General features: G+C 41.6%; 26 protein-coding genes. 12 read left to right on the top strand and 14 right to left on the bottom strand.

The genetic code is table 11. From position 1 onward, the window contains the following. Positions 1-38 precede the first annotated feature (38 nt). The 7 genes from ACED29_RS10180 to rplU all read right to left on the bottom strand — a co-directional run bounded on the left by ACED29_RS10180 (position 39) and on the right by rplU (position 4,240). Positions 39-443: a DUF3718 domain-containing protein gene (locus ACED29_RS10180; protein WP_124017858.1), complete on the bottom strand. Its 405-nt coding sequence runs from the start codon at positions 441-443 to the stop codon at positions 39-41. A gap of 95 nt (positions 444-538) precedes the next feature. After that, positions 539-1,021 carry a type 3 dihydrofolate reductase gene (gene folA, locus ACED29_RS10175; RefSeq protein ID WP_124017857.1) on the bottom strand — a complete coding sequence of 161 codons (483 nt, stop codon included), beginning with the start codon at positions 1,019-1,021 and terminating at the stop codon, positions 539-541. Between the two features lie 19 nt (positions 1,022-1,040). Further along, positions 1,041-1,511 carry a threonine/serine exporter family protein gene (locus ACED29_RS10170; protein WP_371697591.1) on the bottom strand — a complete coding sequence of 157 codons (471 nt, stop codon included), beginning with the start codon at positions 1,509-1,511 and terminating at the stop codon, positions 1,041-1,043. Continuing rightward, a complete protein-coding gene (locus ACED29_RS10165; protein WP_124017855.1) occupies positions 1,511-2,269 on the bottom strand; it encodes a threonine/serine exporter family protein in 759 nt (252 codons plus the stop codon). Before ACED29_RS10165 ends, ACED29_RS10170 begins: the two co-directional genes overlap by 1 nt. A 20-nt stretch (positions 2,270-2,289) precedes the next feature. Then, a complete protein-coding gene (cgtA, locus tag ACED29_RS10160) occupies positions 2,290-3,456 on the bottom strand; it encodes an Obg family GTPase CgtA (RefSeq protein ID WP_124017854.1) in 1,167 nt (388 codons plus the stop codon). Positions 3,457-3,657: 201 nt separating this feature from the next. Then, positions 3,658-3,912 carry a 50S ribosomal protein L27 gene (rpmA, locus tag ACED29_RS10155; protein ID WP_011638531.1) on the bottom strand — a complete coding sequence of 85 codons (255 nt, stop codon included), beginning with the start codon at positions 3,910-3,912 and terminating at the stop codon, positions 3,658-3,660. Positions 3,913-3,928: 16 nt separating this feature from the next. Continuing rightward, positions 3,929-4,240, bottom strand: a complete 312-nt coding sequence (rplU, locus tag ACED29_RS10150) for a 50S ribosomal protein L21 (RefSeq protein ID WP_124017917.1) — start codon at positions 4,238-4,240, stop codon at positions 3,929-3,931. Between the two features lie 404 nt (positions 4,241-4,644). Between rplU and ispB the strand changes: the two genes are divergently transcribed. Continuing rightward, entirely contained in the window at positions 4,645-5,616 is a 972-nt protein-coding gene (ispB, locus tag ACED29_RS10145) for an octaprenyl diphosphate synthase (protein ID WP_371697590.1), read from the top strand. A gap of 110 nt (positions 5,617-5,726) precedes the next feature. On the opposite strand, the gene ung is transcribed toward ispB, so the two are convergent. Further along, the gene (gene ung, locus ACED29_RS10140) at positions 5,727-6,389 is read right to left on the bottom strand and encodes a uracil-DNA glycosylase (RefSeq protein WP_124017852.1); all 663 of its coding nucleotides are present in this window, start codon (positions 6,387-6,389) and stop codon (positions 5,727-5,729) included. 91 nt (positions 6,390-6,480) lie between these two features. Between ung and ACED29_RS10135 the strand changes: the two genes are divergently transcribed. Together ACED29_RS10135 and ACED29_RS10130 are read left to right on the top strand one after the other, a co-directional pair. Then, complete coding sequence (locus ACED29_RS10135; protein WP_371697618.1) at positions 6,481-7,032, top strand: prepilin-type N-terminal cleavage/methylation domain-containing protein; 552 nt, start codon at positions 6,481-6,483, stop codon at positions 7,030-7,032. Positions 7,033-7,104: 72 nt separating this feature from the next. Further along, positions 7,105-7,431: a DUF3144 domain-containing protein gene (locus tag ACED29_RS10130; protein ID WP_124017850.1), complete on the top strand. Its 327-nt coding sequence runs from the start codon at positions 7,105-7,107 to the stop codon at positions 7,429-7,431. Positions 7,432-7,576: 145 nt separating this feature from the next. On the opposite strand, the gene ACED29_RS10125 is transcribed toward ACED29_RS10130, so the two are convergent. Continuing rightward, positions 7,577-8,194 (bottom strand): LysE family translocator, encoded by a 618-nt coding sequence (locus ACED29_RS10125; RefSeq protein ID WP_124017849.1) that lies wholly within the window; start codon positions 8,192-8,194, stop codon positions 7,577-7,579. Between the two features lie 98 nt (positions 8,195-8,292). Between ACED29_RS10125 and ACED29_RS10120 the strand changes: the two genes are divergently transcribed. Further along, positions 8,293-8,853, top strand: a complete 561-nt coding sequence (locus tag ACED29_RS10120; protein WP_371697589.1) for a thioredoxin family protein — start codon at positions 8,293-8,295, stop codon at positions 8,851-8,853. 92 nt (positions 8,854-8,945) lie between these two features. Here the strand turns inward: ACED29_RS10120 and ACED29_RS10115 are convergent, their stop codons facing one another. Further along, a complete protein-coding gene (locus tag ACED29_RS10115; protein WP_371697617.1) occupies positions 8,946-11,534 on the bottom strand; it encodes a TonB-dependent receptor plug domain-containing protein in 2,589 nt (862 codons plus the stop codon). A 476-nt stretch (positions 11,535-12,010) separates the two neighbouring features. Here ACED29_RS10115 and ACED29_RS10110 point away from each other — a divergent pair, with 476 nt between their 5' ends. Beyond that, complete coding sequence (locus tag ACED29_RS10110) at positions 12,011-13,615, top strand: AMP-binding protein (protein WP_371697588.1); 1,605 nt, start codon at positions 12,011-12,013, stop codon at positions 13,613-13,615. A 147-nt stretch (positions 13,616-13,762) separates the two neighbouring features. Here ACED29_RS10110 and ACED29_RS10105 read toward each other — a convergent pair whose 3' ends face one another. Continuing rightward, positions 13,763-15,589: an ABC transporter transmembrane domain-containing protein gene (locus tag ACED29_RS10105; protein WP_347690121.1), complete on the bottom strand. Its 1,827-nt coding sequence runs from the start codon at positions 15,587-15,589 to the stop codon at positions 13,763-13,765. Positions 15,590-15,970: 381 nt separating this feature from the next. On the opposite strand from ACED29_RS10105, the gene ACED29_RS10100 reads away from it, so the two are divergent. Continuing rightward, positions 15,971-16,450, top strand: a complete 480-nt coding sequence (locus ACED29_RS10100) for a type II secretion system protein (protein ID WP_371697587.1) — start codon at positions 15,971-15,973, stop codon at positions 16,448-16,450. A gap of 49 nt (positions 16,451-16,499) precedes the next feature. Here ACED29_RS10100 and ACED29_RS10095 read toward each other — a convergent pair whose 3' ends face one another. Further along, a complete protein-coding gene (locus ACED29_RS10095) occupies positions 16,500-16,910 on the bottom strand; it encodes a hypothetical protein (protein WP_124017846.1) in 411 nt (136 codons plus the stop codon). Between the two features lie 333 nt (positions 16,911-17,243). Between ACED29_RS10095 and ACED29_RS10090 the strand changes: the two genes are divergently transcribed. Then, positions 17,244-18,407 (top strand): methyltransferase, encoded by a 1,164-nt coding sequence (locus ACED29_RS10090; RefSeq protein WP_371697586.1) that lies wholly within the window; start codon positions 17,244-17,246, stop codon positions 18,405-18,407. 56 nt (positions 18,408-18,463) lie between these two features. Beyond that, positions 18,464-19,252: a class I SAM-dependent methyltransferase gene (locus tag ACED29_RS10085; protein WP_371697585.1), complete on the top strand. Its 789-nt coding sequence runs from the start codon at positions 18,464-18,466 to the stop codon at positions 19,250-19,252. A gap of 28 nt (positions 19,253-19,280) precedes the next feature. Here the strand turns inward: ACED29_RS10085 and ACED29_RS10080 are convergent, their stop codons facing one another. Further along, entirely contained in the window at positions 19,281-20,159 is an 879-nt protein-coding gene (locus ACED29_RS10080) for a sterol desaturase family protein (RefSeq protein ID WP_347690117.1), read from the bottom strand. Positions 20,160-20,375: 216 nt separating this feature from the next. Then, complete coding sequence (locus ACED29_RS10075) at positions 20,376-21,443, bottom strand: DUF2804 domain-containing protein (RefSeq protein ID WP_371697584.1); 1,068 nt, start codon at positions 21,441-21,443, stop codon at positions 20,376-20,378. A 224-nt stretch (positions 21,444-21,667) separates the two neighbouring features. Here ACED29_RS10075 and ACED29_RS10070 point away from each other — a divergent pair, with 224 nt between their 5' ends. From ACED29_RS10070 to ACED29_RS10055, 4 genes are all read left to right on the top strand, one after another. Continuing rightward, entirely contained in the window at positions 21,668-22,234 is a 567-nt protein-coding gene (locus tag ACED29_RS10070) for a YajG family lipoprotein (RefSeq protein ID WP_371697583.1), read from the top strand. Positions 22,235-22,292: 58 nt separating this feature from the next. After that, complete coding sequence (locus ACED29_RS10065) at positions 22,293-22,877, top strand: peptidylprolyl isomerase (RefSeq protein WP_371697582.1); 585 nt, start codon at positions 22,293-22,295, stop codon at positions 22,875-22,877. A gap of 361 nt (positions 22,878-23,238) precedes the next feature. After that, positions 23,239-23,571: a hypothetical protein gene (locus tag ACED29_RS10060; protein ID WP_124017839.1), complete on the top strand. Its 333-nt coding sequence runs from the start codon at positions 23,239-23,241 to the stop codon at positions 23,569-23,571. A 128-nt stretch (positions 23,572-23,699) separates the two neighbouring features. Then, positions 23,700-25,124, top strand: coding sequence for an AmpG family muropeptide MFS transporter (locus ACED29_RS10055; RefSeq protein WP_124017838.1), 1,425 nt, complete (start codon positions 23,700-23,702; stop codon positions 25,122-25,124). Positions 25,125-25,163: the final 39 nt, after the last annotated feature.

The following is a 25,163-nucleotide window of genomic DNA, read 5'->3' as shown; positions in this document are numbered from 1 at the left end:
ATTTCTGGTTCGCTTTATGTTACTGCATATTCGGATGATTAATCATCTGACTCAGCACCACCACCAAGACGGTCTTTGATCGCTGTTGTTATTTCGCTTGCATCGTAACCATTGGCAGAAGCCCAATCTAAAATAGCTTTACCGTCAGCTTCTGGAGCAGCAAGATCTGATGATGGCATACGTTTAGCAATAAATTCACCCACATTACCCGCGTTCGACTTGTAGGCAGTACGCAATAAACTGCTGCCATCACAAGAAATACTGGAGTATACGTTACGTAATTTAACACGGCTCTCTTTCATTTTTTTACGTAAGCGGTTTTTATCATCTGATTTCACATAATCACAAATATTTGCAACTAATTGATCTGTATCGGCAATAGCAGGTACTGATACAAAAGATGATCCAATCAGGGCTGCGATAGCTACAGGCAATAGACGCATCTGACACTCCTTTATTTTTTTATAGTTATATAGCTATGTATAGAGATCATATTTTAGATCGCTGTCAAACTAATTCAGGGTTAAACACGCCTAATTTAACACTTTTTATGTAAAGTGTTAAAGCTATATTGCAATCCTTTGTCGTTTGTTGCATTTACTGAATTCTGTAATTGCCAAGATCCATCATCCCAATCAGGAAACAAGGTATCACCATCAACATCAAGATCGATTAACGTAAGATATAAAATATCAGCTTTGGGTAATAATTGTTGGTAAAGCTGACCACCACCAATGACGACTATTTCGTCACAATCGCCAGCGGCAGCAACAGCATCATCAAAGCTTTGAACACAGGTCACGCCATCAATACTCAGCTGGCTGTTACGACTTATGACGATATTATGTCGACCAGGTAATGGCCGCCCAATGGATTCAAATGTTTTACGACCCATTACCACAGGTTTAGACAAGGTCATCGCCTTAAAATGACGTAAATCTTCCGGTAAATGCCATGGCATTTTATTGTCTTTGCCGATAACTCTGTTGTTGGCCATTGCGGCAATCATTGCAATACGCATTGAGGCAGAATCCTTGTGGTTAGATAATCGATCTGGTGCGATAGTAGAGTAAGCTTGGTAACGCGAGCCCAACGGCAAGCGCACCTAAAATAAATACCGTTTTTAAGCCGTTTAAAATGACTTGTGCAGTGAGTTCAGGGCTGACTTGACTTTGGGCGGTCAGTTGAATCAGAGCAATCACGGTATTAAATGCATAAGTACCTGGCACCATAGGGATAATAGCTGCGACAGCATACATTAATGGTGGGGCTAAATGTTGCTTTGCAAACTGAATCGTCACGACGCCCACAATTGCAGCGGCAGCAAATGTCGCCCATTCTATCGGCATTGAAAATTGCATTAGTAAGGTTCGAGAACTGTGACCTATCGCACCAGCAAGGGCGCAATAGAGTAAATATCGTTTAGGAACGTTAAACACCATGGCAAAACCAATTGCGGGTATCGCGGAAAAAAAAGCGTCATGCAATAACAAACTAATCAGCTCAAGCATTAGAAAATCCCCCCCAATTGCATGGCGATGGTGATACCGATAACAGAAGCTAATGTTAATAACGTTGCATGACCCCAGCGAGAAATGCCTACGTTCATATGACCTTTAACCATATCTGAAATAGCATTAATCAACGGAAATCCAGGCACCAGCATTAATACGCTTGCGGCCATTGCCACTTGGGGAGTATGGGTAATTGGCCACATATAACCGGCTTGGGCAACAACAGTAATAATGAATGCTGTAATCGAAAAGTTAACCAATAAATTGAAATGGCGCGATGCTAGAAAAAGCCGCACCATCATGCCAATCGACGAGGCAAAAAATGTGATTAAACATGCCATCATGTCGCCATCGAATAAATGACAGAAACTGGCACATGACAAACCAATCATAGGGACTACGGCGATTGCAGGATAAGTTTTAGGGGTAATATGAGCGAGGCGGCGGCGAACTTCATTGGCACCATAAATGCCTTTTTCTGCCAATATACAAATTCGCTGTAATTCACAAATCACCGTCATATTAATGCCATGAGCACGAATACGACGAGTGGTCGTGACACAGCGACCGTGTACTAAGCTGGTCAGTACTAATGCATTAGATGAAATTGATATCTCAATGCTAGCAAGACCGAGTGCTTTACCTAGGCGCTGGCTAATCTCTTCAACAAGATCAGACTCAGCACCATAAGCCAACAGTAGTTGCGCACAACGCACTACAAGGCGGGTAATTTCATTTTGGCTATCTTCGTACACGATATCCTCAAATGAGTCTATTAACGTTGATAGATCACTTCTACATCATAATCGTCATCATCAAAATCATCGTCAAAATCATCATTATAATCTTCATTAACGACTTCATCTTCAGCGCTATGGTAATTATCCCATTTAAATTCAACATCAGCATCTGGCGTTATTTCTTCGACAATAGCCGGTAAACTTCTGATGTAGTCGAGCATCTTAATGCTTAACTCTTCAGTACCGGTTCGATTGTAAGCAGACATAGTATAAACATCTCCTTGCCAATCTAGCTCTTTAACGATGCGATCGATTTTACCCTGTAACTCTTCGTCAAGCAGCAAATCGGTTTTATTGAAGACTAACCAACGCGGTTTTGCCGCAAGCTTTGGAGAGTACTTCTCAAGTTCACCAACAATAGCGCGAGCTGAATAGACAGGGTCAACACCATCGATAGGTTCAATATCAATAATGTGTAATAACATGCGACAACGTTCAAGATGCTTTAAGAAACGAATACCTAAACCAGCACCTTCTGCAGCGCCTTCAATCAAACCAGGAATATCTGCAATAACAAAGCTTTGACCTGGACGCGGATTCACCACACCAAGGTTTGGTACTAAAGTTGTGAACGGATAATCAGCCACTTTAGGCGTTGCACGTGAAACTGAGCGTATGAAAGTCGATTTACCAGCATTTGGCATACCGAGCAAACCTACATCAGCAAGCAATAAAAGTTCAAGCTTGATTGAACGAACTTCACCTGGAGTACCTAAGGTCTTTTGACGCGGAGCACGGTTAGTACTGCTCTTAAAACGAGTGTTACCTAGACCGTGGAAACCACCTTTAGCAACGAGAAGCTTTTGTCCATGCGAAGTAAGATCGCCAAGTGACTCTTCTGTTTCTTGGTCAATAGCACGAGTACCTACAGGTACTTGAAGAACTAAATCACTGCCGCCATGACCGGTACAATCACGACCACGACCATTGGTTCCGCGCTCAGCCATATGAAAACGAGTAAAACGGTAATCAATTAGCGTATTAAGGTTTTCATTAGCTTGTAGGTATACACTACCGCCATCACCACCGTCACCGCCGTCAGGGCCACCATCTGGGACATACTTTTCGCGTCTAAAACTCACGCAACCGCTTCCGCCGTCACCTGCTTCTACGCGAATATTCGCTTCATCAACAAACTTCATACTGACTCCTGACGCCACTTAATCTGTAATTATAAACCCAAATAACTGAGTTTTGCAGGAAAGCGCTGAAGATAGCATTCATCACGATATCGCCTACTGCATATAAACAAAATCATCAAACTATCCTATAACAGTTTAATGATATAAAAAACACAAAAGCCCCACCATAGGCAGGGCTTTCGAGATCTAGCTTAGAAAGAATTAAGCTTCGATGCTAATAAACTTACGATTATTAGGACCTTTAACTTGAAACTTTACTTTACCGTCTGTTAATGCAAACAAAGTATGGTCACGACCAATACCTACGTTTACACCAGCGTGGAACTTAGTACCACGTTGACGAACGATAATGTTACCAGCTAGAACTGATTCACCGCCAAAGCGTTTAACACCAAGACGTTTACTTTCTGAATCGCGGCCGTTACGAGTAGAACCGCCAGCTTTTTTATGTGCCATGAGTTAGACTCCTAAATTATGCGCTGATCGCAGTGATTTTAACTTCGGTGAACCATTGACGATGGCCCATCTTCTTGTCGTGATGCTTACGACGACGGAACTTGATAATAGTTACCTTGTCGCCGCGACCGTGGCCAACTACTTCAGCTACGACTTTACCGCCAGCAACTAAAGGAGCACCAACATGCACTGTTTCACCATCAGCGATCAATAAAACTTGATCGAATTCTATGGTTTCACCAGTAGCAACTTCTAATTTTTCTAAACGAACTGTATGACCTTCAGCAACACGGTGTTGCTTTCCGCCACTTTGAAAAACAGCATACATGGCTATTTTACTCCAAATGACTAACACACTAACTCATATTATTGACGAGACTAGGTGCTAAAAAACTTTTAATGACAATGGGCGCGGATTCTACGCGAAGAATTATCATCCGGCAAGTGCTAATTCACTATCAAATAAAAAAGACCCTATTACTGCACACTATTCATTAATAGCTAATGTGCCTTCTTTAAAATTTAGTTAACATGTTTGAGTTAATCTATGCCTAAATTTTATAGGTAAATTGGCAATAATCCAGCAAACTATCGCGAAATCAGGATAATGTAAGCGCAATTGTGTAAATACATACTTTGAAAAATAGCACTAATATCCTGTAAGATATGCGCTCTAATTCGATATGACTAATTAAGGGTGCAAAGCCTGTCGCCCAACAACCAGAGACTATTATGGATTTAAACGCCATTCGTCAACTGGCTGACACTGATATGCAAGCAGTCAATCAGCTGATATATAAACAACTTGAATCTGATGTAGCCCTAATTAATCAATTAGGCTTTTACATAATCAATGGCGGTGGTAAACGTTTACGTCCGTTATTATCTGTATTGGCCGCCCGAGCTGTTGGCTATCAAGGCGAACATCACTTAAAACTCGCTGCGATTATCGAATTTATTCATACCGCGTCTTTATTGCATGACGATGTTGTTGATGAGTCAACACTGCGTCGCGGCCGTGAAACTGCCAATGCGTTATTCGGTAATAGTGCAAGCGTGCTGGTTGGCGACTTTTTATATACTCGCTCATTTCAAATGATGACCGAGCTTGACAGCATGAAAGTGCTTAAAGTCTTAGCCCATACGACTAATGTACTTGCTGAAGGCGAAGTATTACAGTTAATGAACTGTAATGATCCCGATACGACCGAAGCAAACTATATGCGGGTTATCTACTGTAAAACCGCTAAATTATTTGAAGCGGCAACTCAATTAGCCGGCGTATTAGCAAATGTCAGCCCGGAACAAGAACAGGCATTAGCCAATTACGGCAAATACCTAGGTACGGCGTTTCAGTTAACCGATGATTTACTTGATTACACGGCTAACTCCGACGAACTCGGCAAAAACATCGGTGATGACCTCGCCGAAGGTAAACCGACGTTACCGCTGATATATGCTATGGAAAATGGGTCTGATACTGCTAAAAAGCTGATTAGAGAGGCGATTGAACAAAGCGACGGTACTAAAGCTATTGATGAGATATTAGTGGCATTGGGCGAGTCTGGTGCATTAGTTTACACCCAAGAAAAGGCGCAAGCTGAAGCACAAAAAGCCATTGATGCACTCGGGGTTTTTCCTGATAATGACTACAAACAGGCATTAATTTCATTGGCTCACTTATCGGTTAATCGCAGTAGTTAGCAATCATCAAGAGCTCAACAATTACCATAAACAGTGGTTTTCTGATGACAAGATTTTATGACTAACGGTATTGAGAAAGGTGTGAATATAAATTCACACCTTTTTTGTTATCACACTTGCCAATTTATCGGTTTATTACCCTGGTTAATTAATAATTGATTGATACTTGAAAAATGATGACAACCAAAAAAACCCCGATAAGCAGATAAGGGCGATGGATGTGGGCCGTTCATTACATGATGATGAGGTGCGGTAATCAATCGACCTTTTTTAATCGCGTGATTGCCCCAACACACAAATATGATTGGTGATGCTTGTTGATCTAAGCACTTCAGCACACTATCGGTAAATGTCTCCCAGCCCGCTTTAGCATGTGAATGAGCTAACCCCTGCTCTACTGTCAACACAGTATTGAGTAACAACACCCCTTGCTTAGCCCAAGCGCTTAAATCACCATGTTCTGGGATCACAAAACCGTCAATGTCATTGGTTAACTCTTTATAGATATTAGCCAATGAAGGCGGTGGTTTTATGCCCTTCTTAACCGAAAAAGACAGCCCGTGAGCTTGATTTGGGCCATGATAAGGGTCTTGCCCTAGTATCACGACTTTAACCGCTGACAAGGGCGTTAAATTAAAAGCAGCAAACACTTCATCATCCGGTGGATAAACAACCTTATTAGCGGCCCTTTGTGAGGCAATAAAGTGCATCAAATCTTGATAATATGGCTGTGATTGTTGTTGTTCAAACAAGGTTTGCCAATGGGAAGTCATCTAATGTATTCCTTCAAAAAATTAGCGATAAATTAGCGAACAGCTCAGTCTTTAGTTTACTATCAACAGATTAATCACTTTTATGCCTAATATGATGCCATTACATAATAACAAAAACACCCCTAAAAATGGTTTTACCCTTATTGAACTCGTCGTTGTTATCATCATACTTGGGATTATCGCAATGATTGCCTTACCAAAATTTGTTGATATCGGCAGAGATGCTAAAATCGCTACGGTAAAAGTCACTGGTGGGGCATTTTCGTCAGCAATAACCCTAGCGCACATGAAATGGGCAGCCATGGGGTATTCTGGCCCGGCAGATAATTTAGCGATTTTCAGTCAAGCTGGAACCGATGGCCAACTTGATATCAACCAATGGGGTTATCCAGCACAGAATTACCCACCTTACGAGGCTTCGCCAAGACTGGATAATAATAATGACTGTCTCTCAGTCTGGCCTACGCTATTACAAGATGGCCCAAGTGTTTCAATTAGTGCAGATAAGGATATATCGGAATATAGAGCTGAATATATCAATCCAGATCAGTGCCGTTATTACTACAATTTACTACCACTGGTGTCCATATACTATGATTCGCGTAACGGCGAGGTCTTGATAGATTCAAATCCTGATAGCTAATTTTTTACCTGAAATTTTCAAACAAAGACGTTACACTCATTGGAAAATTAACTCACCAACAAAGTGGATATGATGTCTGAAGCCAAAACAGAATTAACAATGTATCAAATAGCTGACCAATTTATTGCCTTAGCCAATCAACTTAGCCAACAAGAAAATGATATTGGCAAAGTCGGTACCGCAATGAGATTTGCCTCTGCTCGTTTTAATGCGTTTGAAGCATCGATTAAATCAGCTAATCTTGCTGCGGAAAAAGATCATGCACTCGCTTGGTTTTCTGATGAATTTAAAGCAATGTTAAAAGAGAATTTAGAAGACCACATCGCTAATCCTCCTATTGCTGCAGAGCAACAAGAGCCCGAAAGCGATGACAGCGTGCAAATGTTTAAAGGCGTTTAACCAACATATGACGCATTATAACAATAATGCCTAACAGATTATTGCTAGGCATTATTGTTCATAACTGACTCATTTTGCACCGTCAGCAATACGGTTCATCCTAGCCGATATCATGATGACTATTTATAGTCGCAAAATTCAGATATTACAGCAGAGTATAAATCACCCTCATTGCGAGTAAAATTAACACCACACCTGAAAGCCTATCAATTAATTTGGCCTGATTTCGTAACTTAGGCAACACGGCAGAATGAGACAACAAAAACGCAATAATGGTGTACCATAATCCATCAACGATTAATGGCGTAAACACAATTAAACCTTGGCCAATAGCAGTCTGAGCTGCTAATACAAATTGACTAAATAAAGCCAAAAAGAACAGGAGTATTTTGGGATTAAATAATGAAATAGCCATACCATCTCTTGCTGCAATCCACAGACTTGTGGGTTGACCCGCCGCCAATTTTTGCTGCATTCCGCCTTTAGACCTAAGTGCTTGCATCCCCATCCAAGCTAAGTAAATCGCTCCAGTTACCGCGATGGTATTAAAAATAACCGGCGATGCTTTTAATATTGCTGCCAAACCCAATAGAGTTACCAGAGCATAGACACCAATACCGATTGAATGTGCCCAAGCACAGACGATACCGTGTAATCGGCCACCACCAAGGGTATGCCGCACCACCATGGCTAAACTGGGGCCTGGGGACATCGCCCCCAAACAACATATCGCCAATAATCCCAGCCAAGTACTTAACGTCATAACACTCCTTTACTTGTAGTCACCTAATTTGTGCAAAATGCATTTTAACAACCAGTTAAGCATGCGCTGCTAGTGTAGCGCCGCTGATAAGGATGGGTATGATAACGTATTTACAGGGGAAACCTATGGCGACATTAATGATGATATTACTCTTGGTTATTTTTAGTGCCGTGGTGTTACTCATCAGGGCTAAAATTAAAGGTAAATCGATTCCGACCTTGATTATTGTCATGCTCATTTTTATGGGGATCTGTTTTGCTGGTGTGCTCGCTTTTATTAATAAAGGTGAAAACTATCAAGCTTACCAAATGCTTCGTTGGCAGCCGCTACAGCCCGAAAAAATTGCCTCTTATGTTGCACAGGGCAATATTGTGTTTGTTGATATCACAGCTGATTGGTGTGTGCCCTGCCAGACCAATAAAGCCAATGTGCTTCACCGTGAACAAGTCGTAAACCAATTAAACCAACAGCATATTATCCTCATGCAAGGTAACTGGACCCATGCCGATGCGGTCATAGAGCAATACATGGGGCAACAGGCTGTTGCTGGTACGCCGTTTAATAAAGTGTATGGCCCTAGCTACCCAAAAGGGATTGAGTTGCCTAAAGCGCTCATTATCGATGACCTTTATCAAGCGTTATCTCTAGTCGCCCAGTAAATTATCATCCTTGTGATACTTGAAATAAAAAAGACTGCCGAAGCAGTCTTTTTCGTTATTGTGCCATTAACAACAATGGCAGTTAACTTATATTAGAAGCGATAGTTAACACGGCCGTAATAGAAGCCACCGTTGTAATCGAATGGACCACTTTCGTAGTACACTCCACCTAACTCACCTAATGTGCCATCTTTTAGCTTCTGCGCTTCTTGATCGAAGATGTTATTAGCACCTACAGATACCGTTAAGTTATCAAGTACCGCATAACTCACTTCAAGATCGATAGTCACTGCAGCATCAGCAACCTCAGAACCCCAATCAGAAGTATCATCAGCATGTGTTGCGTAATATTCACCAAAATAGTTAGCACGCACAGACATGCTTAAATCATCCCAGCTTTGGCCCCACGTTAGAGTGGCACGATGTGCTGGAATACCATCTTCTAAACGACGAACTTTACCTGCATCAGTTGTTTCTGGATCATACTTATCAACACTAGTATCAGTCCAACCATAGGCTAAGCTAAACTTGGCATCGCCAGAAAGCATTTCAGTAGTATACGAACCGACAATATCAACACCTTGAGTGGTGGTATCAAAGTCATTGGTATAGAAGGTTACCGCTGAAATCAGTTCAGGGAATTCAACACCAGCAGCTCTTAATGCATCATAATCACTTGCTTTAACCGAAATTTGGCTTGACTGAGCAATACGACCGGTGACTTCAATGTTGTAGTAATCAACTGTTAAGAACAAGTTTTCATATTGATACACCAAACCAGCTGCATAGCTAACAGACTCTTCAGGCTCAAGCACTTCACCGCCATAGAAAGCCGCTAATGGATTTGTTGGTGGCGCAATAAAGGTCTGAATCAAATCACCATTCACAATCGATGTTTGCGTATTAACTACGTTTTCTTGACCGACTGTAGGTGCACGGAAACCGGTGCTGTGTGAAGCACGGAACGATAATTCATCCGTTGCAACATACTGCGCGGTTAACTTGTAGTTTAATGTGTCACCAAAAGTAGAGAAATCTTCGTAACGAAGTGCGACACCTAGTAAGAAGTCTTCGGTTAAATACGCTTCAACGTCAGTATAAATACCAATGTTGCTACGGTCGTTTTTACCAGCTGATTCTGGACCAAAACCTTTAAATCCATGTGAGCCGATGTTGAAACCTTGGTCTGCGTAAGGGCCAGCAATCCAAGAGGCTTCATCACCTTGACCAATTTCAAATGACTCTTTACGCCATTCAGCACCCGCAGCAAAGCTAATGTCTTCAATGCCACCTAAAGTCACAAAACGCGAGAAATCAAGGTTTACCGTTGTTTCAACTTGCTCGTAAGAGCCGGTGTCAAAGTCTGTTGGCGTATCTAAGCCCAACGATGGGTTAAGAGAGTTTTTTAAACCAAAGCTGGCTTTGTTACTACCAGTACCTGCACTGGCATCGTACATCCATTCACCTAACTCGCCTTTAACACCGGCAAAGAAAGACATGTCTTCAATTTTACCGGTAAATTGTGGCGTATACCCACCTGGGCGAATTTGGTTCATCGCAAAACAATTTGGATCGGCGACCATAGCTTGATACTCATCAGTCGCTAGCACATTTGGTACATTGGCAGACACATTACCTACCCACGAACATGATGCTACACCATTTTCAGCTAAACCAACGTCACCTACTAATAGGGTTTCACCACCATCGTTGGAATACACGTTACCGCGGTTATGTGGGTTGCGATAGTAGAAACCACCTGTTGCTTCACGCGAAGATACGTTACCAAAAGCATACAAATGAGTGTCATCATTAATATCAAAACCTGAGTTTATGAAAACGGTATAGTCATCATTAATCTCTGGATTACCCCAAGTTTGAGCAGGGTCTTGAATGTAAGGGTTGCCATCAGTTCCATCTGTACCGTAAGCAATAGCAGCTGCATCTGGACGCTGTACACTGCGACTAGTCGCATCAGCGGTTTTATATTGCGCACTGATGTTAACAAAGCCATCATCAGTTAACGGTAAACCGATGTTACCATCGATAGTAGTTGCTGCGCCGTCACCTTCGTAGTATTCACCTTGACTGACGGTGATAGAGCCACCTTCAGAGGCGTCTTTTAATACAAAGTTCATGACGCCCGCAATCGCATCAGAACCATACTGAGCTGCAGCACCATCGCGTAATACTTCAACTTGCTTTAATGCTACACCTGGAATAACTGAAATATCTGGACCTTGAGCACCATCGTTAATGCCACCACCTTGGAAAGCAATAACTGACGCACGGTGACGGCGTTTGCCGTTAACCAAAATAAGCGTACTGTCAGACGGTAAACCACGTAAGTTAACCGGACGAACTAGCGTTGCTGCGTCACTAATAGGTTGCGCACGAGAGTTAAAAGAAGGCACAGATGTCACTAACATGTCGATCATGTCAGTTGAACCATTTTTCTTTAAATCATCACTGCTGATGATGTCAATTGGAACCGGTGAATCACCAATTGAACGCGGTGCAGCACGTGAACCAACTACTGCGATTTTTTCAACATTTTCTTTGTTTACAGCTTCTTCATCTTCAGCAAAAGCTTGAGAGCTAATTACCGTTCCGGCAAGTGCAAATGAAATGGCTAAGCTTAAAGAGCTAATACCAAATTTAGATTTTTTTGATTGCATCATCATTATTATGTTCTCAACTGCTTATTATTGTTGTTTGTCGACTATGTCTTTTACAAAAATTGCTAAAAAACACGTCACACTATCGAAATAATCCCTATCCCGACTACATTTCTATAACAATTGAATTACAATTGCTAACACTTTTTGGGATAAATAAGCACTTGCTAAAGATTAACCAACACAATAATGATCTAAGCTTTTGATTTTTAGTGACATACATCACAAAACGAATTATTTTCAATAAGTAAATATTTTAAACATAATCACTACAAACCTTAAGTGTAATTATAATTTTACACTTTAAGCTGCATTTTTATCCTAGAAGTTTTTAGAGGATTAACCGAAATAAACAAGCTAATTTCAAATCAATATCAGTGAGGCTTTGCCAATTGATATTGACCCGTGTAGGTTAGTCAACATAATCTAAACGGACGTTTGATTTCTATAATAATAACTCAAACATAAAAGGAGATAGCATGCCTTATGATGCTGATTCAACACTCGACCTAGATCAATACTCATCCATTGTTGATTTAATCGAAACAGCGTGTGAAAAGTTCGCTGGCAATACTGCGTATGCTTGTCTTGGTAAAAGCACCACCTTTAGTGAAATAGAACGTGATTCACGCTATTTTGCCAGCTACTTACAGCATTGCACCTCATTGCAAGCGGGTGACAGAGTCGCAATCCAACTGCCTAATATTACTCAGTTTGTCATTGCGGCGTATGGGGTTATTCGCGCTGGGATGGTGCTCGTGAATACAAATCCTATGTACACAGAACGTGAACTAATTCATCAATTTAATGACTCAGGGGCTAAAGCCTTAATTGTATTATCTGATCTATTACCAACGTTAACTAAGGTTATCGATAACACCGCTATCGAGTTAGTTATTTCAACGCATGCAATGGACCTTATTCAGCCACAAGGCCAGCCAGAAACATCATTTAGTAAAGTAGAATTTATGGCCGTGCTTGCTGAAGGTGCCAAACATCCATATAACCCAATAAAGCCCAACCATGATGACTTAATTGCGCTGCAATACACTGGTGGCACAACCGGTTTGTCCAAAGGTGCTATGCTCAATCATGGCAACCTTTTAGCCAACTCAGGCCAAGTGAAATCGCGAATTGCCAGCACCATGAACGAAGGGCATGATGTATTTGTCGCGCCATTACCGATTTATCATATCTATGCTTTTATGGTTAATTTAGTCCTGTATTTTGAATCAGGTGGTTGCTCAGTATTAATCCCTAATCCTCGCGACATTGCAGGGTTGATCAATACTATGAAAGCTCATCCCTTTACTGGGTTTGCAGGCTTAAACACATTATTTGTCGGTTTATGTCATCAACCCGAATTTAAAGCCTTAGATTTCAGCAGAATGAAAATAACCATTTCAGGTGGTACCGCCTTAACCAGCGCCGCGGCTAATTTGTGGCAACAAACTACTGGTTGTATGATTTCAGAAGGCTATGGTTTGTCTGAAACATCACCTGTCGTCAGCCTTAATGCACCTGGTCATCAGCGTCTTGGCACTATTGGCAAACCCGTTTTGGGCACTGAAGTGCGAGTGCTTGATATGGATGACAATGAAGTGGCTATCGGTCAAGCAGGAGAACTTGCTGTTCGCGGACCTCAGGTGATGCAAGGGTATTGGCATAAAGCCGAAGAAACCGCTAACGTCATGACTAAAGACGGCTTTTTCAAAACCGGCGATATTGGTATTGCCAGTGTTGATGGTTATCACACCATTGTCGATCGTAAAAAAGACATGATTATTGTCTCAGGCTTTAACGTCTATCCTAATGAAGTTGAAGACGTACTTGCAAGCCATGAGCTAGTGCTAGAGTGTGCGGTCGTCGGGGTGGAAGATGAACGTTCTGGCGAAGCGGTAAAAGCAGTGATTGTATTAAAACAGCCGCCAACGGATATTGAGGCAGTAAAACAGACAATTAATGATTATTGTCGAAGCCAACTCACGGCTTATAAAGTCCCACGTATTATTGAATTTACCGAACAACTGCCAAAAAGCACAGTAGGTAAAGTTTTACGTCGTGAATTACGCAAGTCTGCTTGATTAGCAATCGATGGTTTGGAACATTCTCCCTAAGGTGAATGCTTGTCGATAATACCGTGTCCCGTTCATCAATAAACAAGATGCTAAGGCATATAGTTTATTGATGAACGATTAACATACCGAATTAGCCAATCAATTCTGAGCTGATTAAATTGCGGGCTCATCGTTATCCATTAATAACTGTAAGCTAGCAAACTCACGATATAATTCGTTACTGGTCATCAATTCGCTATGGGTTCCGCTGGCAACTAATTGCCCCTTATCGATGACAAAAATCCGATCGGCATTAATCACTGTCGCTAAACGATGGGCAATAATCACTGTGGTACGTTGAGCCATTAGAGAATCAAGCGCCTGCTTAACTTTTATCTCGCTAACTGCATCTAACGCACTAGTGGCCTCATCAAGTAACAGTAATGGCCTATCGGCTAAAATCGCTCTAGCAATCGCTATCCGCTGCTTTTGACCACCAGATAAGCGCACGCCACGTTCACCTAAATAAGTTGCATAGCCTTGGGTAAACTCGCTAATAAACTCGTCGGCTTTAGCCGCAATACAAGCCTGCTTAACTTCTTCATCACTGGCATCTAAGCGACCATATCGCACGTTATCAAGTACGTTCATAGCAAAAATTACCGACTCTTGCGGTACCAGTGCATATTGTTGGCGTAAATCAGCCAATGATAGCGTCGAAATATCAATACCATCTAATAAAATTCGCCCTTGTTTGGGCTGATAAAAGCGCATCATCAATTCGAATAAGGTACTTTTCCCTGCACCACTTGGACCCACTAATGCCACCCGCTCACCAGGAGCAATCGTCAACGACAGCTGGCGGATCACGTCTTGCCCATGATCCGATGGATAAGCAAAGCTCACATTATCAAAACTGAGCAAACCATTAACAGGCAGCACCAATTGCGCTGGTACAGCTTGCTGAGGTATGTCTATTGGGGTGTTAACTAATTCCACTAACCGTTCAGCCGCCCCAGAAGCCCGCTGAATTTCACTGAAGACTTCGCTAATAGTCGCTACAGCACCTGCGACCATCACAGCGTAAAACATAAACGCAGACAACTCCCCGCCAGTGATGCTGCCAGACATAACGTCTTTGGCTCCAATCCAAGTCACAAAGGCAATGGCGGCAATACTTAAGAACATCACGGTTGATATAAGTAGTGCACGATACTTGATACGGCCTTTCGCCACATCCATTACCGCCTCAACACGGTCGGAAAAAAGTTGACGGTCTTTAGCTTCATGGGTATACGCTTGAACGGTATGAATCTCATGTAACGTTTCATCGATATAAGCACCTAGATCGCCTACTCTATCTTGGCTTTTACGCGACAAAGCCCTTACTTTTCGTCCAAAAAAGCTCACAGGACCTAGTACCAAGGGAACCGCTAATAAGACTAATGCAGTCAATTTAACACTGGTAAACGCCATCATAACAATGCCACCAATCACAGTGACACTTGAACGTAATGCCATTGATAAACTCGACCCAACAACGCTTTGTAATAAAGTACTGTCTGCGGTAAATCGTGAAATCACCTCACCAGTTCGCTGGGTGGCAAAAAAAGCTGGCGATAACGCGATTAAATGACTGTAAACCTGTAATCGAATATCAGCACTAACCCGCTCGCCGAGCCATGTCATAAGATAGAATCGGCAAAAAACCGCTGTGCCGCTGACCGCTGTTATCGCAATAATAAACAACATAATCTCATTTAAACGCCCTGCGTTATCGGCAACAAAGCCCTCATCCACCATCAGTCGCACACCTTGCCCAAGCGACAGCCATGCTAGCGATCCAATAAACAAAAAGATTATTGCTGCCACTACCTTCAAACGATAAGGCGATAGAAACTGTAAAATCCAAGGCAGAACAGGATGCGGTGAAGAAGATTTAGTAGGAGAAATTGCCGCGGTTGCAGTAGTCGTTGAATTCGTCACAGTATTAACCAGCATAAATAACTAAGATATTCTGATAGTACCAACAAAACATTGTAGATGCTTTAACTACAAGCACCCAAAACACCTGATTATTGTTCCGCAAAAATAATGCTAAGCGGGTACTGAACCTTGTTGGTTGAAATTTGTTAGTTAACATTCGTTCGGCACGAACAACTTAATGGTTTATTTAGGGATACGACATAAGCCATTACCCTAAAACAAACTAATTTGATGAAAATGCAAGCCGTGTAGCCGCCCACTTGGGCTGCGTTTGTGGCTTCTTGCTGCAGTATTAAAAGCCTTATGCATATAAAATATTGCCACATACTGCGCCAATATTGTTATTGCAAGCTCCCCGCCCTGCTTTTGACTAACAATAATATGAGGAAAAATATAATGAAGAATAGCTTAAGCGCGTCAAGCGGTTTTACATTAATAGAATTGGTTGTCGTGATCATAATTTTGGCCATATTAGCTGTTGTGGCTACAAGTAAATTTATTGATTTACGTACTGATGCAATCGTGTCGACTATGGATGGTATGGAAAAAGCAATGCAGTCAGCGGCAACGTTAACCTATTCCAAAGCCGCTATTGCTGGCGTAGAAAGACTTGCGTCAACGACACTTAATGTTGATGGTGTTGATATTAAGCTGGCGTATGGTTACCCAGATGGAAGTGCTGAGGGGATTGATCTATTAATAAACCCACCACAAGGTGATTGGAACAAACACCCCAGCGTGTTTGCTGGAGCCTGGATATATTGGCATGGTGTTATTGTTGAAGATGCTGGCACCGCAGCATGTTATTTACGTTACCGTCAGGCAACTTCAACCGGTGTTCGTCCCATTATAAATGTTCAAACTAGCGGCTGTTAATCGTCAAATATCATTTAACACACGCATTTATTGCAATCCACAAACATGATTAAGACTCAGGATAGCGTTTTTCAATCGCTTTCAAAGAGCGTAAAAATAAGCCTAAACCACCCACACTAAGTACCAAAATAACAATTAAATCAAATGCACTCATGTAAGAGAATCGAAAATTAATCGAGCTTATTACGCCAAAAATTAATGCCACTAATGAGCCAAATGTCAGTAACCAGCCAAGTATGTTTCTGCCATTATAAAACATAATGCCCACGCCAAACATAAACGGGATCATCACCATACCACTGGTAAGCCCAAAACCACCCAGCTGATATAAATGGCTACTAAAGCCAAATGAACTGGTCACTTTAATGGCATTTAATAACATATAAAAGCCACCACACATCATCACTAATCCAATAAAGAACTGACCTATTCCGCCAGACGTTCCACCAGCACCTTTCATCATTATCCCTTGAAAACCATTATTTTAAGTCAATAGATTGATGTTACTTAACCGTACAATTAATAGCAATCATCGGTATAACATGAACATTTTTACCCAATAATGCTTGATTGCCCTAGCGAGGTACTCTTAGCATCTTGTTTTATAAAAAATCTCCCTTGGCATTTAAATATCAATATCGCCTTAGCGAGAATAGCTGACGGATAAAATAGTAAAACTGAACTCATATTTTTCTTATCAACTTGTTTAAGCCTAAGCCTCGCGCTACTAGGTGTTATCTGAGATAATATTGGGCTATTTTATTGATATTCTTTTTTATTAGGTAACACAGTCATGACAACCCAATTTGCTTGTTCAGGTATAGAGCTTGAGCTTTTTCGTTATCCAAGCCAACAAGCATCCAACTTACAAGCATGGGACGCGGCTGATGAATACCTAATCAAATACCTCATTGATGCAGAAATAACCCCAGGCACAACCGCAATTCTTAATGATAATTTTGGTGCGCTGACATGTGCATTAGCAGCACAAGCTCCAAGCAGTGAGTTAATCGTTGAAACCGACGCAAAAACCAGTTTACTAGGATGTCAGCAAAATTTATTAGGCAACAAACTGGCGCCGACTAATATTCAATGGTTTAACAGTCGCGATACTCTGCCAGACAATATTCAATTAGTGTTGATGAAATTACCGAAGAATCTTCATTACTTTGGCCAGCAACTGGCGCGTTTATCAACCGTGCTTCCAGCGGGAACCCAAATACTGATCGGTGCTAAAGCCAAGTCAATCAACCCCGCATTGCTCGCCAGTATTGAAAAGAATCTAGGTCCTGCATCAGCCAGTTTAGCGTGGAAAAAAACACGGGTAATCAGCTGTATTAGCGATGGTAAACCACGCTCATTAGCGCAAGCGGTGAGTTGGAACGTCGATGAACTGAAACTGACGATGAGCAATCTTGCCAATGTATTTGCTGCCAATAAGCTCGATATTGGCGCAAGGATTATGCTCGATAACATGCCCAAAGGTGAATTCAACCACATCATAGACTTAGGCTGTGGTAACGGTATTTTAGGCTTACATGCAAAGCAATGTTATCCACATGCGCAGATCCACTTTGTCGATGATTCTGATATGGCTATCGCCTCGGCAAAGCATAATTGGCATGCTAACGCCCTAGACGCTCAGTCCCAAGAACTACAGACAGAACAAACGCCACAAGCTTTTTTCCATTGGGACGATTGCCTGAGTAACTTGCCCGCAGATGTTGAACCAGACTTAGTGCTATGTAACCCTCCGTTTCATCAAGGGGAAGCTATTACCGACCACATCGCTTGGCAAATGTTTGTCGACGCACATAAACGCTTAAAGAAAGGCGGTTTATTACATATTGTCGGTAATCGACATTTAGCCTACCACGTTAAAATAAAGCGCATTTTTAAAAACTGCACTACTGTGGCATCCAATGGTAAATTTGTCATTTTACAAGCGATAAAATAAATTGATTGGCCGCTATATAAAAATTTGACAATAATCATAATGGACGAGTTTATTTAATGGACAATCAAGCAAAAGACTATTTAGCGATCAATAAACACGCATGGAACCAGCGAACTCAAATCCATCTTGACTCAACATTTTACGCCTTAGACGCATTTATCCAAGGCAAGTCATCATTAAACCCCATTGAACTTGAACAAGTCGGCGATGTACACAATAAAAGTCTGTTGCATCTACAATGTCACTTTGGGCAAGACAGTTTATCGTGGGCAAGACTTGGCGCTAATGTCACTGGCGTAGACTTATCTAGCGAGTCGATTAAAACAGCCAAAAAGCTGGCCGCTCAATTACACTTACCAGCAACATTTATCAATAATGACATCTATCAGTTTGGTGACCACAATACCGAGCAATATGACATCGTATTCAGCTCTTATGGGGTGTTAGCTTGGTTACCCGATTTAACTCGCTGGGCCCAAACCATTGCGGGCGCATTACGTCCTGGCGGTGAGTTTCATTTAGTTGAGTTCCACCCGTTTAATGATGTGTTGTCTGGTTATGGCTATTTTGCGCAGTTACAAGCGGATATTGAAGCTGAAGTCACCTACACCGAAAACCATAATGACCAAATCGAAACCGTAGTCACTTGGCCACATCCGATAAGTGAAGTGATTAGCGCACTCATTGCGGCGGGCCTAAGCATTGAAGCGTTTAACGAGCACCCTTACAGTCCTTATAACTGTGTCGAGGGTTTGGAGTTTGTGGCAGGCAAAGGATATCAGCTAAAGCATCAAGGCCATCTCATCCCACTTATCTACTCTATTAAAGCTAGCAAAGTGGGATAAAATGAGCCTAAAGCCTATTTAACTAAGCTTAAGCATCCGTTTTAGTTGATGACTGTTGATGTGTTGCAGGCGGTGCAAACAATATCCGCCAACGTTGTTTTAGAGATAATTGGGCTTGGGTAACATCACCCCACATCTCGCGCCATTCACTAAAGGTCACCACTAACGGATTAAAGCTGTTTACCGGTTTAGTAATACCGTAAATCACAGTTTCATTTTCAGGCTCGAATGTACCAAAGAGTTTGTCCCATATAATCAGAACCCCCGCATAATTTTTGTCTATGTATTGTGGGTTACGCCCATGATGAACTCGGTGATGGGACGGTGTATTAAAAATCCATTCCAATGGCCCTAACGACTTAATCGCTTGGGTGTGAACAAAGAACTGCAGCCCTAGATTGAGCAACACCGCAAATACCACCCAGTTAGGATCAAAACCAATCACCACCAGCGGTAACCAAAACAGCCACATTCCTGCCAATGGGTACATCAAGCTTTGTCTAAAAGCTGTGCTGAAATTCATGTTCTCTGAACTGTGATGCACCACATGCGCCGCCCACATCCAACGAATACGATGGCTAGCGCGATGAAACCAGTAATAACAAAAGTCTTGAGCTATGAGCAATAAACCAAAAGTGAATAAGCTCATTTCCATATCAAATAAACGCCAGCCGAAAAAGTGTAAATAGATTTTCGCAATAAATAAGCCTGCAATGATATCCGCCACTTGATGCATACCAGCTAATATAAAATTACACAGCACTTCGGCAGGGCGATATTGAGCATTACTCGGTAATCGCTGGGCGCGAACGCCAAACCACCACTCCAATAAAATGCAGCCGAAAAAGATCGGTGCTAACACCAATAATAACCACTCAGGGTGAGCAATCAGTAAATCCATGTCCATATTGTTATCCATTTCTATTTATTATTATTTTAACAAGGTTTGTACTAGCGCTTCGCTACGCCTAATGCCTAATCAACGCTTTGTTGCGCCAAAGCCATTTTAGTCAACCGCTTCCAATAAGCGCTTTTTAGTTATCCTTTGTTAGTAAACAGTTTTTAGTCATCCGTAAGCCTTAGGCTAAAAAAGCACTCACCTCTTAGATACCATTAGTGTTTATCACCATTTGGCAAAATGGTCTTCAGTTAAGCCAAGCTGATTAGTTAACTTATATTGGTTACCATTTTTATCGCAAATCACGCCACTAAAATAGCCAATATATTGTCTAAAGTTGTTTTTTAACCAAATTAAATTGAGCTTTTCGCTGCGCTGATTTAATGGTCTAAAATGCAAGTCGACATTGCCATCATTAGTCGTGATATGCCATCCATCTTGTTGTGAGTGACGATTAAAATCAAACTGTGCACCACCCAATAAATGACGTTGACCATTAATCCACATTACATTTTCAGTCTGACCAGTTTCGTTAACCCCGGCGGCCAAATTAAGCCCAATAACACCATCGTCGGTTTGAGCATTGATTGAAGCCCAACGCCAACTGGTTTCGCGGCGCATAAATCCAGCTGAAAAGTCATAACCCGCCAATGCATATTGCAAAGGCTGTGGTTCATGATGAATGGTTAATTGTCCAGTGACGGCTAAGCCATTGTGCTTTTGAGTATAGGTCCAACCGTTATAACCCGTTGGGGTACACAAGCAGATGGGTAAGCTTAATGGTGCTGGCTGAATACGCAGATTGGCTTGTATGTCTGCAAGATTAATCTCGACTTGCCATTGGCCGTCGACAATATCAATAACAATTCCTTTGCTTTTCCGGCCAATCTCAGCGCGCCCATGCTTAGGTGAGTCACTTAATTTACAGCCAAGCCCTAATGGGGTTAGCCATTGTGTTTGCGTTAGCTTATTAGCTTTGATGTCATAGAGGTAACAAAAGCCATTAGCAACATAACGAATATCCGCAATCGCAAGTGCAACGATATAATGAGGAGTGATAATACTCACAAATTGGAACTGCTTAAAATCAAAATGCTTAGCCACTGCTGATGCAGGTTTGTCCATTACCGTAGAGTAAGCAAACTGATCAACGTTGAGTGAATCAACAAGCCCATCAAACATGCCAAATACAGGCTGGCCATTGGCATTAATCAATTTATCTGGCGCCAATTGTGGCTGTTTATGTTGCATTGCATTACCTACATAATGTTGTTTATCAAACTTAAGTTGCATAATACTAACCTGAATTGATCAGTGATTAATGTCAACAACCCCGTAAGATTGTTGTCGGCATCTAAATTGAACCTCTGAAACAAGTTATTGATTATTGACTTAGCTATATACCTCGAGGCGTTCATTACCGAATTTATCTTTATAACAACATAACCTTAGCGATGCTGGAAACCCAGACAAATTCTGGTATCATTTATCTACCTTTTGCTTGTTATTGTTGCCTCATGAAGTTATTGATCCCTATTTTACTGTCTACATTATTGCTATCAGGTTGTGCGAGTTATGAGCCAACTCATGTTGGTCTCAATCCCACATTAGGGCCCGTCAAGTTACAAACTGAAGCTGATTATCCGGTAATGGTTGACACCATAGACACCCGCGAAGCCAGTTTTGTGGTACGTTTCAACGAAAAAGGCAAAACGCCGAGATTAGTGAGTGCCAGTGAACCTATCCGCCAACAACTGGACAAATTATTTCGTAATGGGATGATCAAAGCTGGTTATGTCATAGACCCCGCCGCACGAAATTCAGTGCAATTTCAGTTGAATTATTTATTAGCAGATGTCACTGATACCACCTTCAGTTTTGAATCTAAAACACGTTTAGTGATTAATGTACTAGCTAAAAATTCACAGCAAGAATTTACTAAAACATATAATGCTAACGGCTACTTAAAGGGTCCATTGAGCCCTGATTTTGCCACGCTTGAATTAGATATCACCAAGCTAGTGGATAAACTCACGACTGAAATTCTTAACGATGAAGAGTTACACCAATTTATTCAACGTTAATTGACCACGGCTTAGCAGCGATGAGTCACGAAAGATGCCAATAAAAGGATTGCATATTATGTTTAAATGGCTTGCCACTTGTTTATTGTTATTGGCCAGCGTAAGCGCCAATGCTGAAGTCGATATTCAAAAAGACACCCTATATCCACAAGTAGAGTTAGACACGTCTATGGGGAAAATTGTGGTTGAGTTAGATCGAACCCGTGCACCACTTACGGTCGATAACTTTTTAACTTATGTGGTTAAGGGTGAATACGACAATACAATTTTTCATCGGGTAATCGCCGAATTTGTGGTTCAAGGTGGTGGCTTAACCCCTAAACTAGAAGAACGTCCTTCGCTAAAGCCGGTGGTAAATGAGTCGGGCAATGGTTTATCGAACGCTCTTGGCACAATAGCCATGGCTCGAGATAATGACCCCCATTCAGCCACACGACAGTTTTACTTCAACATGGGTGACAATAAGAAATTAGATCCGTCTAAACGCCGCTGGGGCTACACCGTTTTTGGTGAAGTCACGAAAGGGATGGATGTGCTAGAAGCCATTTCATTGATGCCGACTGAACATAATAGCACCCTAAACTGGCCCGATTTTCCGGTAAAAACCGTAATACTAAAAAAAGCCACTTTACTGCCTCGCTAATTTCCCACGACTGATCTATACCTATCGATGGTAATAAGCGCATTACCATCGATATTGTCTTAATGCTTAGTCTCAAAAATTCTTAGTTTCAAAAATATCTGGACCAGCACAAATACCAGTGCATTATGATGTTAACCAACACCAAGGGATGTTTAACATAATCATGCGACTACCTAGCCCCCTACATTTTTACTAGCTTATAAATCAATGAAATAGCACTATAGAATGACAAATATGACTCTTTTTTTAATGCTTATCACGTTAATCGCCAGATTAACGTCTATAATCTAGTTTACTCTTTCAGACAATTAGCTGCGCAACTCTTGGCACCGTACTTCTAATATTCAAGGACGTAAATATTATGACGGCTAATGATTTCATTGAAACCAAAGCCCCACAACTTGCCTATTACGGCAAAGCTTTTTTAGACAATCAATTAGATTACAAAGAAATACAACTGTACATGTGGGATGTATTAGAAGAGTGGCAATTTATATCAAACAATCCCAAGCAATTAACTGAGCAACCCAGTGATACTGAAAAAGTGTTTTGGCACTTATTGTATTGTTTTGATCATTGGTCTGGTTGGGCCATTAAAGGCAATCAATATTTACGCCAACAAGTGCATGACTGTTGCGACTACATCAATATTGGTGGCAATGTGCCACAAAGCTGTATAGGTATCAGACCTTAAGTCAATTATCTGAATTATGGCCTGCATTCTAGTTTAACCTCAAACTGGCTGAATAATCTTTTAGAATGGCTTGAACCTAAACCTCTTGCAACATAAGCTAGAGCCATTCTCCATTATCCAGTTGTCTTATGTCGGTTTTTTTGGCTCGTACCCGTGAAGCATTATCGGTTTATTACCACAAACGAGTATTAATCTTACTCTTGCTGGGATTTTCTGCCGGCTTACCATTAATGCTGGTCTTTTCGACGCTGAGCTTTTGGTTACGTGAGGCCGGCGTTGACCGAGCCGCCATTGGTTACTTTAGCTGGATAGCACTCACCTATGCTTTTAAATGGGCATGGTCACCATTAGTCGACCGTATGTCTCTGCCCTTATTTACGCGTTTTTTAGGCAGAAGACGAGGTTGGATGCTGTTTGCACAATTGTGCTTAGTTGGCGCCATACTTGGTATGTCGATCAGCGATCCTGTGGTTAATCTTGAACGTTTGGCTTTGTGCGCGCTACTACTCGCCTTCGCATCAGCGACTCAAGATATTGTCATTGATGCTTTTCGAATTGAATCTGCTCCAGAAAAAATGCAAGCAGCACTCGCAGCAGCCTATCAGGTCGGTTATCGAGGGGCGATGATCATTGCCACCGCAGGTGCCTTAACCATAGCAGCTTGGGTATCACCAGGTGATGATGCTTACAATCTACAAGCTTGGCAAACAGCGTACTTTGCCATGGCAATGTTAATGGGCATTGGCATTATTACCACCCTATGCAGCAAAGAACCTCAGGTTGATACTAAATACGCTGACGATAAAGAACGGCAACTAAGAGCCGATTTTGCAGCCAAGTATCCAGCCAAAATCGCCGGAACGTTAGCCTGGTTATACAGTGCTAGCGTATTGCCTTTTATTGACTTTTTTAAACGTCACGGCAAAAGTGCCATTCTGATTTTGTTGCTCATTTCATGCTATCGCATCTCCGATATTGTCATGGGCATCATGGCAAATGTGTTTTATGTCGATATCGGTTTCAGCAAAGAGGAAATCGCTTTTATCAGTAAAGTCTATGGTTTAATCATGACCTTAGTCGGCGCCGCTTTTGGCGGAGTATTGCTGATGCGTTATGGCACCATGAAAATTCTATTCTTGGGCGCATTATTAGTTGCGGTAACTAACTTGTTGTTTGCTTGGCAGGCCTATATTGGCTATAACGTGCCATTTTTAACCTTGGCTATCTCGGTGGATAATTTTAGTGCTGGTATCGCGACTGCGGCATTTATTGCCTACTTATCGAGTTTAACCAGTACGGGTTATAGCGCAACACAATATGCCTTGTTATCCTCAATCATGTTGTTGTTTCCAAAATTTATCGCCGGATTTTCAGGCTTATATGTCAATGCTTTTGGTTATATCAACTTTTTCATTGCTGCGAGTTTGATTGGTTTTCCTGTGCTGTTATTAGTGGTGTTGGTTAATCGATCGCAGCTACAAGTGATGGCACAGGCTCAATCATTAGATGGTTCGATTGATGTATCAACAGATGTGGCTAAACCACCTCTTTAGCAACGCTATGATCAATTTTACCTCAACTCGGTAATACTT

It is taken from the genome of Shewanella sp. 5S214 (assembly GCF_041439795.1).
GTDB lineage: Bacteria > Pseudomonadota > Gammaproteobacteria > Enterobacterales > Shewanellaceae > Shewanella > Shewanella vesiculosa.
This window is presented reverse-complemented; position numbering and strand designations above follow the sequence as displayed.

Excerpts from the sequence above, each read along its gene's own strand:
- ACED29_RS10060 (WP_124017839.1), top strand. The coding sequence starts at position 23,239 with ATGACGGCTAATGATTTCATTGAAACCAAAGCCCCACAACTTGCCTAT.
- ACED29_RS10105 (WP_347690121.1), bottom strand. The coding sequence starts at position 15,589 with ATGCTGGTTAATACTGTGACGAATTCAACGACTACTGCAACCGCGGCA.
- folA (WP_124017857.1), bottom strand. The coding sequence starts at position 1,021 with ATGCGTATTGCAATGATTGCCGCAATGGCCAACAACAGAGTTATCGGC.
- ACED29_RS10125 (WP_124017849.1), bottom strand. The coding sequence starts at position 8,194 with ATGACGTTAAGTACTTGGCTGGGATTATTGGCGATATGTTGTTTGGGG.
- rpmA (WP_011638531.1), bottom strand. The coding sequence starts at position 3,912 with ATGGCACATAAAAAAGCTGGCGGTTCTACTCGTAACGGCCGCGATTCA.
- ACED29_RS10170 (WP_371697591.1), bottom strand. The coding sequence starts at position 1,511 with ATGCTTGAGCTGATTAGTTTGTTATTGCATGACGCTTTTTTTTCCGCG.
- ACED29_RS10085 (WP_371697585.1), top strand. The coding sequence starts at position 18,464 with ATGGACAATCAAGCAAAAGACTATTTAGCGATCAATAAACACGCATGG.
- ACED29_RS10070 (WP_371697583.1), top strand. The coding sequence starts at position 21,668 with ATGAAGTTATTGATCCCTATTTTACTGTCTACATTATTGCTATCAGGT.
- ACED29_RS10180 (WP_124017858.1), bottom strand. The coding sequence starts at position 443 with ATGCGTCTATTGCCTGTAGCTATCGCAGCCCTGATTGGATCATCTTTT.
- ACED29_RS10130 (WP_124017850.1), top strand. The coding sequence starts at position 7,105 with ATGTCTGAAGCCAAAACAGAATTAACAATGTATCAAATAGCTGACCAA.
- ung (WP_124017852.1), bottom strand. The coding sequence starts at position 6,389 with ATGACTTCCCATTGGCAAACCTTGTTTGAACAACAACAATCACAGCCA.
- ACED29_RS10075 (WP_371697584.1), bottom strand. The coding sequence starts at position 21,443 with ATGCAACTTAAGTTTGATAAACAACATTATGTAGGTAATGCAATGCAA.
- rplU (WP_124017917.1), bottom strand. The coding sequence starts at position 4,240 with ATGTATGCTGTTTTTCAAAGTGGCGGAAAGCAACACCGTGTTGCTGAA.
- ACED29_RS10110 (WP_371697588.1), top strand. The coding sequence starts at position 12,011 with ATGCCTTATGATGCTGATTCAACACTCGACCTAGATCAATACTCATCC.
- ACED29_RS10095 (WP_124017846.1), bottom strand. The coding sequence starts at position 16,910 with ATGAAAGGTGCTGGTGGAACGTCTGGCGGAATAGGTCAGTTCTTTATT.
- cgtA (WP_124017854.1), bottom strand. The coding sequence starts at position 3,456 with ATGAAGTTTGTTGATGAAGCGAATATTCGCGTAGAAGCAGGTGACGGC.
- ACED29_RS10115 (WP_371697617.1), bottom strand. The coding sequence starts at position 11,534 with ATGATGCAATCAAAAAAATCTAAATTTGGTATTAGCTCTTTAAGCTTA.
- ACED29_RS10080 (WP_347690117.1), bottom strand. The coding sequence starts at position 20,159 with ATGGACATGGATTTACTGATTGCTCACCCTGAGTGGTTATTATTGGTG.
- ACED29_RS10090 (WP_371697586.1), top strand. The coding sequence starts at position 17,244 with ATGACAACCCAATTTGCTTGTTCAGGTATAGAGCTTGAGCTTTTTCGT.
- ACED29_RS10120 (WP_371697589.1), top strand. The coding sequence starts at position 8,293 with ATGATAACGTATTTACAGGGGAAACCTATGGCGACATTAATGATGATA.
- ACED29_RS10135 (WP_371697618.1), top strand. The coding sequence starts at position 6,481 with ATGATGCCATTACATAATAACAAAAACACCCCTAAAAATGGTTTTACC.
- ACED29_RS10100 (WP_371697587.1), top strand. The coding sequence starts at position 15,971 with ATGAAGAATAGCTTAAGCGCGTCAAGCGGTTTTACATTAATAGAATTG.
- ACED29_RS10055 (WP_124017838.1), top strand. The coding sequence starts at position 23,700 with ATGTCGGTTTTTTTGGCTCGTACCCGTGAAGCATTATCGGTTTATTAC.
- ispB (WP_371697590.1), top strand. The coding sequence starts at position 4,645 with ATGGATTTAAACGCCATTCGTCAACTGGCTGACACTGATATGCAAGCA.
- ACED29_RS10065 (WP_371697582.1), top strand. The coding sequence starts at position 22,293 with ATGTTTAAATGGCTTGCCACTTGTTTATTGTTATTGGCCAGCGTAAGC.